The sequence below is a fragment of the Halopseudomonas sabulinigri genome (assembly GCF_900105255.1).
GTDB lineage: Bacteria > Pseudomonadota > Gammaproteobacteria > Pseudomonadales > Pseudomonadaceae > Halopseudomonas > Halopseudomonas sabulinigri.
Genome location: NZ_LT629763.1, coordinates 1,222,621 through 1,234,250, shown reverse-complemented (window position 1 = coordinate 1,234,250; position 11,630 = coordinate 1,222,621). Strand labels below are relative to the sequence as shown.

General features: G+C 61.1%; 8 protein-coding genes. 4 read left to right on the top strand and 4 right to left on the bottom strand.

Going from position 1 to position 11,630, the window contains the following annotated elements:
• Window positions 1-203: 203 nt before the first annotated feature.
• Both BLU26_RS05530 and BLU26_RS05525 read right to left on the bottom strand, forming a co-directional pair.
• Complete coding sequence (locus BLU26_RS05530; RefSeq protein ID WP_092284610.1) at window positions 204-2,060, bottom strand: ABC transporter ATP-binding protein; 1,857 nt, start codon at window positions 2,058-2,060, stop codon at window positions 204-206.
• Between the two features lie 133 nt (window positions 2,061-2,193).
• Complete coding sequence (locus BLU26_RS05525; protein ID WP_157719307.1) at window positions 2,194-2,871, bottom strand: SGNH/GDSL hydrolase family protein; 678 nt, start codon at window positions 2,869-2,871, stop codon at window positions 2,194-2,196.
• Between the two features lie 315 nt (window positions 2,872-3,186).
• Between BLU26_RS05525 and BLU26_RS05520 the strand changes: the two genes are divergently transcribed.
• From BLU26_RS05520 to BLU26_RS05505, 4 genes are all read left to right on the top strand, one after another.
• Window positions 3,187-4,614, top strand: coding sequence for an aminotransferase-like domain-containing protein (locus tag BLU26_RS05520; protein ID WP_092284606.1), 1,428 nt, complete (start codon window positions 3,187-3,189; stop codon window positions 4,612-4,614).
• A 128-nt stretch (window positions 4,615-4,742) separates the two neighbouring features.
• The gene (locus BLU26_RS05515) at window positions 4,743-7,109 is read left to right on the top strand and encodes a DUF6351 family protein (RefSeq protein ID WP_197674536.1); all 2,367 of its coding nucleotides are present in this window, start codon (window positions 4,743-4,745) and stop codon (window positions 7,107-7,109) included.
• Window positions 7,110-7,385: 276 nt separating this feature from the next.
• Entirely contained in the window at window positions 7,386-7,985 is a 600-nt protein-coding gene (locus BLU26_RS05510) for a LysE family translocator (RefSeq protein ID WP_231702008.1), read from the top strand.
• 13 nt (window positions 7,986-7,998) lie between these two features.
• Window positions 7,999-8,811 carry an AraC family transcriptional regulator gene (locus BLU26_RS05505; RefSeq protein WP_092284604.1) on the top strand — a complete coding sequence of 271 codons (813 nt, stop codon included), beginning with the start codon at window positions 7,999-8,001 and terminating at the stop codon, window positions 8,809-8,811.
• A 14-nt stretch (window positions 8,812-8,825) separates the two neighbouring features.
• Here the strand turns inward: BLU26_RS05505 and BLU26_RS05500 are convergent, their stop codons facing one another.
• Both BLU26_RS05500 and BLU26_RS05495 read right to left on the bottom strand, forming a co-directional pair.
• Window positions 8,826-9,662, bottom strand: coding sequence for a CvfB family protein (locus BLU26_RS05500; protein ID WP_092284602.1), 837 nt, complete (start codon window positions 9,660-9,662; stop codon window positions 8,826-8,828).
• 67 nt (window positions 9,663-9,729) lie between these two features.
• The gene (locus BLU26_RS05495; RefSeq protein ID WP_092284601.1) at window positions 9,730-11,562 is read right to left on the bottom strand and encodes a monovalent cation:proton antiporter-2 (CPA2) family protein; all 1,833 of its coding nucleotides are present in this window, start codon (window positions 11,560-11,562) and stop codon (window positions 9,730-9,732) included.
• Between the last annotated feature and the right edge of the window lie 68 nt (window positions 11,563-11,630).

The following is an 11,630-nucleotide window of genomic DNA, read 5'->3' as shown; positions in this document are numbered from 1 at the left end:
GTGGAGGCTTTTCAAATGAGGCTGGAAGCGCGAGCCTTGGTAGCAATACTGCGTGCTATATCTGACGTTAATCCTCGCCGCGCTTCAGAGCCACTGGGAAGATCCGTATTTCATCCGACCATATTGGCTACGCCTGAGCAGTTCAGTCATGGCAAACAACAAAGCCCGCGAATGCGGGCTTTGTTGTGTCTGGCGCTGGCAAGTCAGAGCTGTTCTGTCACGTCCTCTTCCAGCTCCTCGCCCAGAAAACCACCCGACTGCCGTGCCCACAGCTTGGCGTACAGGCCGCCGCGTGCGACCAGTTCAGCGTGGCTGCCGTCTTCAATGATGTTGCCCTGATCCATCACGATCAGCCGGTCCATCTCGGCGATGGTCGAGAGACGATGAGCGATGGCTATCACGGTCTTGCCCTGCATCAGCTTGTTCAGGTTCTCCTGAATGGCGGCTTCGACTTCCGAGTCCAGCGCCGAGGTAGCTTCGTCGAGAATCAGGATGGGCGCGTCCTTGAGCATCACGCGGGCAATGGCGATGCGCTGGCGCTGACCGCCAGACAGTTTCACCCCACGCTCACCCACATGCGCGTCAAAGCCGCGGCGGCCCTTGGCGTCTTCCAGCTCGGCGATGAACTGGTCCGCTTCGGCGTTGCGCGCGGCGTTGAGCATCAGTTGCTCGTCGGCATCGGGACGGCCATAGAGAATGTTGTCGCGCACCGAGCGATGCAGCAGCGAAGTATCCTGCGTCACCATGCCGATATGCGCGCGCAGGCTGTCCTGCTGGACCTCGGCGATGTTCTGCCCGTCGATTACCACCTTGCCGGACTCCACGTCGTAGAAACGCAGCAACAGGTTGACCAGGGTCGACTTGCCTGCGCCGGAGCGGCCGACCAGACCAATTTTTTCACCGGGTTTGATGTGCAGGTTCAGGTTGCCCATCACGCCGTGGCCCTTGCCGTAATGAAAATGCACCTGCTCAAAACGAATATCGCCCTGGCTGACCTGCAGGGGTTTGGCATCTGGCACATCGTTGACCAGCTGCGGACGCGAGATGGAGTTGATGCCATCTTGCACGGTGCCAATGTTTTCAAACAGCGCAGAGAGCTCCCACATGATCCACTGCGACATGCCCCACAGCCGCAGCACCAGTCCGGCCGCCACGGCGACCGCGCCGACGCTCACCGCGCCCTGTAACCAGAGCCAGATTGCCAGTCCGGTCACGCCCAGCAGCAATAGCGCATTGAGCAGATACAGCAGGCTGTACAGCTGGGTAACCAGACGCATCTGCTGATGCACGGTGACCATGAACTCATCCATGCCTTCACGGGCGTAGCTCGACTCGCGTTTGGCGTGGGAGAAGAGTTTGACCGTCTGGATATTGGTGTAGCTGTCGACAATGCGCCCGGTCATCATTGAGCGCGCATCGGCCTGTACCTTGGCTACCTTGCCGAGCACCGGAATGAAGTAACGCATCAGCAATACGTAACCGGCTAGCCAGCCGAGCATTGGCAAGGTCAGGCGCCAATCGGCCAAGCCAACCAGCAGCAGGGTGCCGATAAAGTAGACGATGATGTAGTTGAGCACGTCGATCAGCTTGATCACGCACTCGCGTACTGCCAGCGCGGTTTGCATCAGCTTGGTGGCAATGCGCCCGGCGAACTCGTCCTGATAGAAGGCCATCGACTGCTTGAGCAGGTAGCGGTGCACCATCCAGCGAATGCGCATGGGGTAATTGCCCATCAGGGTCTGGTGCGTCAGCAGCGAATTGCTGAAGATCAGGAGCGGCAAGGCAATAAGCACCACAAAGGCCATGCCGGCCAGTTTCCAGCCTTCCGTCTGCAGGAAGGTCTCGCGGTTCTGCTCGCTTAGCCAGTCAACGATGCTGCCGAGAAAACCGAACAGCCAGACCTCGGTGATGGCAATGCCGGCCATCAGAATCGAGGCCAGAATCAGGTAGGGCCAAGCCCCCTTGGTGTAGTGCAGACAAAACGCCAGCAGCGAACGCGGCGGCTCGGTAGGTTCTTCGGCGGGGAAGGGGTTCAGGCGATTTTCAAACCAGCGAAACATGCGAGGGCCTGTGGCTAGAGGGGCAGGCCGTGCATTATGAGCGCCGTGAGTGTGGCTCTCAAGGGGAGTTTGGTAACCGGGGAATGCACAAGGCCACGGCGTCATATGCCGTGGCCCCGAGCGATTGCGGGCGTTACTGATCCAGCGCCTGCAGCAGCAGGTCAGCCAGCACGCGGGAACCGGCGGCGGTGGGGTGAATGCCGTCACTGGTGATGTAGCGAGCCTCGTTACCGGCAAAGGCGGCGCGTACGTCAACGAACTTGACGTTCATACCGGGATAGGCGGCGGCCTTGTAGTTCATGCTGTAGTTGTTGATCTCGCGCAGCTCTTCGGCACCACCAACGGCGTTGTAGTAACCGAGGAAGATGATTTCCTCGATGCCGTCATCGCGCATGTCGGCAACCAGGGCGGCGATCTTGTCTTCCAGTTCATTCAGCAGCGGCATGCAGCGGCTCAAGGACGGACGGCAGCTGTTCAGCTGAATATCGTTGCCGCCACCGTTGAAGATCACGGTCTTGATGCCGCTTTTGCTGGCGCGGGCGTACTGGCGCTCCACCGAGTAGGTGCGCGAGCAGAGGATGTTGCCGCCGCTCAGTTGGCAGCCGGAACGGGCGTAGGTATCGATATTCTCGTCCAGGTCGGCTTCCAGGTACTCGTGGATGTCGCCGGACAGGGCGAATATGGAGTCACCGAGAATCATGGTATCCGGGCTGCTGGAGCCGGGGTTGGTGGCCTGGGCTGCCCCGGCAAACAGGGTGGTGAGAGCGACAACGGCAAGACCGTTCTTGAAGATTTTATTGAGTGCGAACATAGCAATTTCCTTGTGTTTGTTATGGGGTGCCGAGGCCTCGCTGAGTGCATTCGGGTCGCCGCTGGCGGCTGTGGCGAGACATAACTGCATATTGGCTCGCCAATACTAAATTTGTGAAAAATTGTTACAAGCACCCAAACAGGCGAGTTGGTGTGCACCAGCCGTGGTTCTGGAGCGGTGATCGGGTGATGGTTGCTGTGCCGAAGCCAATTTGCGATGCACCAATTTAGCGCGCGCTCCGAACTGCGGTTAGACTCCAGAGTGACCAGAAAAACAAGAACGCAGGACGCTCCCGAAGCGTCGAGGCAGGATGCGATGGCGCAGGATCTGTTTCTTTACGAAAACATCAGTGAGCAACTCACGGCCCACATTCGTAGTGGCAACTATCAGCCGGGTGAGCGGCTGCCGTCGGTGCGGGCATTGAGCAAGCTGTTTGGCGTGAGCATCAACACGGTGATTCAGTCCTTGCGCAAGCTTGAACTGGACGGATACGTGGACATACGTGAGCGCTCGGGTGCGTTCGTCTGTGCTGCCTTGCCGAGCGTTGGCAGCGGTCAGAGCGTGGCGCACTTTCCGCTGCTGCCGGTGGATGTCTCGCTGAGCGAAGACATTCTGCGCTACATGGAGCCGCACACCCGGGCCGGGATCTTGCATCTGGGGATCGCTTTGCCCGCGGCAGAGTTGATGCCGGTGCCGCGTATCATGCGCCTGTACCGCGAGTTGACGCGCCGACAGCCGCAAGCGGTGTGGGACTATTCACACCCCAACGGGGTCGCCAGTTTTGCCCGCCAGCTATCGCACCGCAGCCTTACCCACGAGGTGCCACTGGCCGAGCATGACATCCTGGTCACCAATGGCTGCATGGAAGCCATTGAGCTGGCGTTGCGCACAGTGACCCGGCGCGGTGACGTTGTGGCGGTTGAGACACCGACTTACTACGGCTCGCTGCTGGCGCTGGAGGTGCTGCAACGGCGCGCGCTGGAAATTCCCACCCATTACCGCGATGGGCTCTGCCTTTACTCCCTTGAACAGGCGTTCAAGCGTGGCCAGGTCAAGGCGTGCCTGGTGTCCTGCAATGCACAGAACCCGCTGGGCTTCAGTCTGTCGCTGGAGCGCAAGCGCAAGTTGGTTGAACTGGCCAGCCGTTACCAGGTACCGCTGATCGAGAACGATATTTGGGGCGATACGGTTTACAGCGGCGATAGCCTGCCGGCCAAGGCTTTTGATAGCGAAGGCATGGTGATCTACTGCAGCTCGTTCTCCAAGTCGCTGATGCCCGGTTTGCGGCTGGGCTGGGTGGCGGCGGGGCGGTTTCACGGGCGGCTGCGCGAGCTGAAACAGATCAGCAGTATCACTACCGCCGCCGCCCCGCAGCTGCTGGTGGGCCGGCTGATGGAAAGCGGCGGCTACGCCCAGCACCTGCAACAGCTGCGCGCCCGGCTGCAGGCCCAGGTGCAGACGATGATCGAGATTGTCCGGCAGAGCTTTCCGGCTGGTACCCAGGTGCACGAGCCGCAGGGCGGCTGCGTGTTGTGGGTGCGGTTGCCCGATAAACAGGATGCGCGAATGCTGTTTGAGCGAGCGCTGGCGCATGGCATTCATGTGTTTCCCGGTAGTGTTTTCTCGGCCGGGGTAAATCATTCCGACTTTCTCCGGCTTAACGCAGGCAGCCCGGTGACGGCAGAAACCGAGGCCAAGCTGCGTTGCCTGGGTGAGCTCGCCGGCCTTAGCCAAAGCGGCTGAGGGTCTGTGTCAGTAGAAAACCGCCATCTGTGCCTGTTTTGCCTGCCGGCCGCTGCCTAGGATGGGGCGGCGCAGTAATCAGAACGGGTTACCACAATAAGAAGCCCATTAAACAAGAGGGATCTGTAATGGATATGCCAAGAAGGTTTGCACCTGCCTTTACCATCAGTTTATTGACCCTGGCACTCAGCGGTTGCCTCAGCGATAGCGGGGGCTCGGATTCAGATAGCACGACACGGCCTGATTTGCAGCTCGGTGTGCTTTCCAGCGCCGCCGATCAGGTTACCGGCAGCGCTGTGCTGCTGACCATTGAAGGCGATATCGAGCTGATCAACGACGAGCTGGATGACCTCGAACTCTGGCTGAATGACAGGGAGATCGAACCGACGCGGATGCTGCAGCGCAACGGTCGGCTGGAAGTCCTGATCGAAGGGCTGGAACTCGGTGAGAACCAGCTGGAGTTGCACCACAGCCAATACGGCGAGCTCTACAGCATGACGCTCACCAGTTACCCCGAAACCGGCCCGGTCTTCTCCGGCCCGCAGCAATACCCGTTTGTTTGTAGCGTGGATACCGAGCTGGGCATACAGCCGCTGGTCGATAGCCAGGAGCAGGGTTATCCGGTACTGGAGGGCGAGACGGTGGTGGGCTACAGCCGCGACTGTACGATCGAGCCGCGGGTGGACTTCCTCTATCGCACCACGGTCAACAGCTACGCCGCGTTGCCCGGTGACGGTTCGCGTCCCGCCGATATGGCGACTACCACGCTCACCGATGGCCGCGAAGTGGATTTTGTCGTGCGCCGCGAGGTCGGCACGCTCAACCGCTTCATCTACAGTTTTGCGACCCTGGCCACCCGTGGTGATGCAGCCGATGCTGCCAGCACGGCTAACTGGAACGGGCGCCTGCTTTATCACTTTGAGGGCGGGGTCGCTATTGGCCACACGCAAGGCAAGCTGAGCAGCGCGGCTCTTACGCCTGAAGTGCTGGGCAAGGGCTATGCGGTGATCTACTCCACCGGTACGCGCGCCAACACCCACTACAACCTGCAGGTGGGAGGTGAAACGGCGCTGATGGTCAAGGAGCACTTTATCAAGCGTTTTGGCGTGCCGGACTATACGGTCGCCATTGGTGGTTCGGGTGGCGCCATCCAGCAATACGTGTACTCGCAGAATCACCCTGGCCTGATCGACGCCGGCGTGCCGCAGTACTCTTACCCGGACATGGTCACCCAGACCATTCATGTCGGCGATTGCGAGTTGCTGGAGCATTACATGGATGCCACGGATCGCAGCAACGCCCGGTGGCAAACCACCGCCAATCGCAGCTTGCTGGTGGGCATGAATGCGACTGATGCCTACGCCGACCCGCTGTACGACACCAAGATCGCCCTGGGTTACGCCAGCGCGCCGGGCATGAGCGAGTGCATTCCCGCGTGGCGCGGGCTGACGCCACTGACCATGAACCCGCATTACGGGCAGGTAACCAATCAGGAAAAAATGTTTCCGCCGGGCATCATGAATACGGTGCAGTGGACGCATTTTGATGACCTGCGCAACGTCTACGGCGTCGATGACGACGGCCAGCCACGTACCCTGTTCGACAACGTGGGCGTGCAGTACGGGTTGCGCTCGCTGCGCCGTGGCGACATCACCACCAGCGAGTTCCTCAAGCTGAATCGGCTGATTGGCGGCTGGAAGCAGCCCAGCGAAATGGTGCAGGAGGGCGCGCCCTTCCTGCCGCCCAATACGCCGGACAACTTTGATCCCTGGAGCCGTCGCAACATGAATCTCAGCCCGGACGGTACGGCTCCGGCGCCGCGCACCGAGGGTGATCTGCTGGCGATCAACGCAGCCTATGAACAAGGCATGGTGTTTGATGGCCAGCTGAATATTCCGGTGATCGACTGGCGGCATTATCTGGAAGAAGTGCTGGATATGCACAACAGCCATCAGTCCTTCTCGGTCCGTCAGCGGGTGCTGAACAAGATGGGCAACGCCGACAATCAGGTGATCTGGTTTACCGATACCCGTCCGACCGATACCAGCAATCCGGCGCGCCCGCGCGCGCAGAAAAACTTTGACCAGACCTGGCAGGCGCTGGACGTGCTGGATGAGTGGCTGGCCAATATCCGCGAGAACCCGGAGCTCAGTATTGGCGATAATCGTCCCGACGGCGCGGTGGACAGTTGCTTCAACACCGACGGTAGCCTGATTGCGGAGGGTGACAACGTGTGGAACGGCATCCTTGATGATCAACCCGCCGGCGCCTGTACAGACGCCTTCCCGACTTACACCACCTCGCGCATGGTCGCCGGTGGCCCCATTGAGGGCAGCGTCTTCAAGTGTGCGCTCAAGCCAGTCAGCACCGCCGTGAGCGACGGTACCTATGGCAGCTGGGTGCCGTCCGCGGATGAGTTGGCCGAGCTGAATGCCATCTTCCCTCAGGGTGTTTGCGATTACAGTCAACCGGATCAGGGCCGGCCGGCGGACTGACGCAGCGCAACCGGACGGGCGTACCCGGCGCCTGTCCGGACCTGAAAGCGCACCCGGTCTTCTCGTTTTGGCGTGCTGCGTCGCCGGGAGGGCCGGCCTCCAACCGGGCTAGCGGCGCTGCGACCGGCGCTGCTGCTCGAGGCCCGCCGCCATCTTCCCGGCCCTAGGCGCCGCCGCTCCCAAAACACAGCTGCAATTTCGTTCAATACACCTCATGGCATACAAGCGAGCATGCCGACCATGGGCGCCCAAGTGCGCCGATGGTGGAGTGAGTGCATGTTGACCCTGATAGGTTCGATGTTGGCGTTTTCGTTGGTGGGTTCTATTGCGCCTGGCCCGGTCTGCGTGGTGGCGGTCGCCGCCGGCGCGCAGGCGGGCGTGTGGCGGGCTGCGCGCTACGTGCTGGGCGCCTCGCTGGGTTATACCCTGATGGTGTTTGTGGTGGGGGTGGGGCTGCTCGGCAGTCTGCAGGATCATCCCCAGTTGCTGCGAATACTGAGCGGGTTGGGGGCGGTTTACCTGTTGTACCTCGCCTGGCGGTTGGTTACTGCGCGGGGCGAACTACCGGGCAGCAGTGCAGCGGCTCAGGTGCCGGGTTTCTGGGCCGGCGCCCTGGCCCAGTGGCTCAACCCCAAGGCCTGGTTGTTTTCCACCGCCGGCATAGGCCTGTTCGTCAGCGGCAGTACTGCCGGCGAGCAGGCGTTGTTGCTGTTCTGTATGCTGTCGCTGCTGATGTGTCTGCTCGGTGTCGGCAGCTGGGCCCTCGCGGGCCATCTGCTGGGGCGGCAATTACCTGGGCTTGCGGCCATGCGCTGGTTCAATCGGTGTATGGCGCTGCTGCTGGTGGGCAGCGTGGCAATGATTCTGCTGTATTGATCACGAGGTAGGTATGCGCGAGAACCCATCCCAAGTCCTGCAACGCAGCCCAGCCTTGCCCCTTGTCGAGCTACGGCAGGCCGACCGTTCCAGCGCTTGCTATCAGCAGCATACCCACGACGAATTTTCCTTCGGCGTGATTGATCAGGGCCACACGCTGTATCGCAACCGCGGCCGGTCGCAACGCATCGGTGTCGGCAGTATGTTCACGGTCAACCCCGGCGAGGTGCACTCCTGCAATCCGGCGGCGGGGCTGTGGTCTTACCGCATGCTGTTTCTGAATGCCAACTGGCTGGGTGAGCTCCAGCGTGAGGTGCTTGGCGGCAGTCAGGACTATCACTGCTTCCCCGGCGCGACCCATGTGCAGGCGGGCGCTGCCAGGCGATTTGATCAGCTGTTTGCCAGTCTGCTGGATGCCGGCACTGCGCTTGCGGCAGAGATTCAGCTTATCGAGCTACTGCAATCGTTGTTCTCCGCCGGTTCGCCGGTCGCACCGCCTCAGCATCCGGGTGTGCAGCAGGCGCGCGACATGATCATGGATCAGTTGGATACCAACCTGCAGCTGGACACGCTGGCGCAGGTGGCCGGGCTGAACCGCTATCAACTGATACGCAGCTTCAAGCGTGAATTTGGCCAGGCGCCGCATGCCTTCCAGCTGGATGCGCGGATCAAGCGGGCACGAGCAGAATTGCGCCGCGCAGAGTGCAGCCTGAATGGCTTGGCGCTGGATCTTGGGTTTGCCGATCAGGCGCATTTTCAGCGCCATTTCAAAGTGCGGACGGCGCTGACGCCCGGCCAGTACCGGGCGTTTTATCGGGCGGCCTGAAGCCTTCTGGCAGCTTAAAGCAGCTCGATATGGTCGCTGTGAATGCTGATCTTGCCCTGTTTCAGCAGGCCGCCAATGGCTTTTTTGAAGTTGCCCTTGCTGACGCCAAAGGCGCGGCTGATGGCCTCGGGGGTGCTCTTGTCACTGAGCGCCAGTTGACCGTTGTTATCCAGCAGCTTTTGCAATATCTGGTCCTGTAGCTGATCGGCAGCCGCAGTCCCCACCGGTTGCAGGCTGAGGCTGATCTTGCCGTCGGCGCGCATTTCGCGGATGTAGCCCTGCTCGCGCTGACCGCCGCGCAGGAATTTGAAGGCTTCGTTCTTGTGCACCAGCCCCCAGTGCAGGCCGTTGATGATGGCCTTGTGGCCCAGGTCGGTACGCTCCACGATCAGCAGATCAACCGGGTCGCCGGCCTTGTAGCGCGCTGGCGTCTTGTCGAGATAGCGATCCAGCCGGCTGGTGGCGATTACCCGGCTGGTGTGCTTGTCGAGGTACAGATGCACCACGGCGTAGTCACCCACTTCCAGCGGGCGCTTCTGCTCCGAGAAGGGCAGCAGCACATCCTTGGGTAGCCCCCAGTCGAGAAACACGCCGACGTTGTTTTTGGCGATGACTTTCAAGCTGACAAAGTCGCCTACCTGCGCCTTGGGCTGCTCGGTGGTGGCGATGATCTTGTCTTCGCTGTCGAAGTAGATGAACACATCCAGCCAGTCGCCGACTTCACTGGGTTTGTCCTTGGGGATGTAGCGCTTGGGCAGCAGGATATCGCCGTCGTTACCGCCGTTGAGATACAGGCCGAAACCGGTGTGTTTGAGGACCTGCAGTCGGTTGAAACGTCCGATATCGGCCATGCTGTGATTCCTGAAGTCAGTGAGCGGGCATTGTAGCAGGCCAATCCCGCCACGGGTGCCCGGCGGCTCACTCTGGCGGGCGTTGCAGCGCCTCATCAATACTGCGTGCCTCGATCTGGTCCGAATCGAACAGCCGCTCCAGATCGGCACGGGCCTCGCGTGCCGTCTGCATGACGGCGGCGGCATCGTCATACACCTTGTGTTGCGCGGCCAGTACCTGTTCGTCGTGTTCACGGAAACGGGTCAGGCGCGAGTCTGCCTGGGCTTCGCTGAGGCCAAGGCCGGTCAGTACCTGCTTGCTCATCTCCAGGCTGGAGTGAAAGGTTTCGCGCACGGCGAACGCACCGAGGTCGATCAGCCGATGTACATGCTGGCGGTTGCGCGCGCGGGCGATGATGGTCACGTGCGGATAGAGGCGACGCACCAGTTCGGCGGTTTTCAGGTTGGTGTCGGGGTCGTCGGTGGTGATGATGAAAAACTCCGCCTGATCCACCTGTGCGGCTCGCAGGATTTCCGGACGCAGGGAGTCCCCATAAAAGATCGGCATGTCGCGGCTCAGGCTGCGCGACAGCTCGATACTGTCCACCGAGGTCTCCAGCGCAATGTAGGGCACGCGCTGGGCGCGCAGCACGCGCGCGATCACCTGGCCCATGCGGCCCATGCCGGAGATGACTACCCGCGGCGCCTCGGCGTCAATCTGTTTCAGCTCCTCGGGTACTTCGACCGCAGCGGCCTTGGGCTTGATCAGTTTCGAGAGCAGCAGAATGATCAATGGCGTCACCGCCATTGACAGGGTAATCGCCAGTACCAGCATGCTGTGCATGCGCTGGTCGAAGAGTTGTTGGTCGCGCGCCATCTGAAAGACCACAAAGGCAAACTCGCCACCGGCCGCCAACACCACCCCCAGGCGCAGGGCGCTGAGCTTGTCGAGACCGCCAGCGGTGCGGCCGACCAGATAAATCAGCGGCAGTTTGCAGCCAATGATCATGGCGGTCAGCAGCAGGACTGCACCGGGGCTGTTGAGCAACAAGCCGAGATCGGCGGTCATGCCCACGCTGATGAAAAACAGCCCCAACAACAGTCCCTTGAACGGCTCTATCTGCGACTCCAGCTCGTGGCGGTACTCCGAATCTGCCAGCAACAGGCCGGCGAGAAAGGCACCCAGCGCCATGGACACACCGACGCTCTGCATCAGCCAGGCAGTACCTATTACAACCAGCAGCGCGGTCGCGGTGGAAACCTCCTGCAAGCCGGTTCTGGCGACAATCCGGAATACCGGCCGCAACAGGTAACGACCACCGATCACGATGATCGCGATGCTTCCGGTAATCTTGATCAACTGCTCCAGATTGCTCTCGCCGCCAACATCGCTGCTGGCGCCGCCAAGCAGGGGAATCAACGCTATCAGCGGAATGGCGGCGATGTCCTGAAATAGCAGGATGGCGAAGGCCATGCGGCCATGCGCGCTGTTCAGTTCCTTGCGCTCGGCCAGTATCTGCAGGCCAAAGGCGGTGGAGGACAACGCCAGCCCCAAGCCCAGGACCAGGGCGGTGTTCACCGGCTGATCCAGCCCAATGTAGGCCAGGGTGCCAATCAGGCTCGCACACACCAGTACCTGCGCTACGCCGACGCCAAAGACCGCCTTGCGCATCAACCACAGCCGCCGCGGCGAGAGTTCGAGGCCGATGATGAACAGCAACAGCACCACGCCCAGTTCGGAGATATGACGGATATCCTCGGGGTGCGCGATCAGGTTGAGCGTCGAGGGGCCAATCACTACGCCGGCCAGCAGGTAGCCGATGACCGCGCCCAGGCGCAAGCGCTTGGCCAGCGGTACCGCCGCCACGGCGGCCAGCAAAAAGACTACGGCCAGAAGAAGAAAGCTGCTTTGTTCGTGCATGAGGCAATCCAGGGCAGGGTTGGCCGCCCGGCGTAGTGAGCGCTGGCGACCCTAAACAGGTGAGTAGT

Bases quoted from the DNA above. Each gene is read 5' to 3' on its own strand.
- BLU26_RS05495 (WP_092284601.1), bottom strand. From the start codon at position 11,562: ATGCACGAACAAAGCAGCTTTCTTCTTCTGGCCGTAGTCTTTTTGCTG.
- BLU26_RS05520 (WP_092284606.1), top strand. From the start codon at position 3,187: ATGGCGCAGGATCTGTTTCTTTACGAAAACATCAGTGAGCAACTCACG.
- BLU26_RS05505 (WP_092284604.1), top strand. From the start codon at position 7,999: ATGCGCGAGAACCCATCCCAAGTCCTGCAACGCAGCCCAGCCTTGCCC.
- BLU26_RS05530 (WP_092284610.1), bottom strand. From the start codon at position 2,060: ATGTTTCGCTGGTTTGAAAATCGCCTGAACCCCTTCCCCGCCGAAGAA.
- BLU26_RS05510 (WP_231702008.1), top strand. From the start codon at position 7,386: ATGTTGACCCTGATAGGTTCGATGTTGGCGTTTTCGTTGGTGGGTTCT.
- BLU26_RS05525 (WP_157719307.1), bottom strand. From the start codon at position 2,871: ATGTTCGCACTCAATAAAATCTTCAAGAACGGTCTTGCCGTTGTCGCT.
- BLU26_RS05500 (WP_092284602.1), bottom strand. From the start codon at position 9,662: ATGGCCGATATCGGACGTTTCAACCGACTGCAGGTCCTCAAACACACC.
- BLU26_RS05515 (WP_197674536.1), top strand. From the start codon at position 4,743: ATGGATATGCCAAGAAGGTTTGCACCTGCCTTTACCATCAGTTTATTG.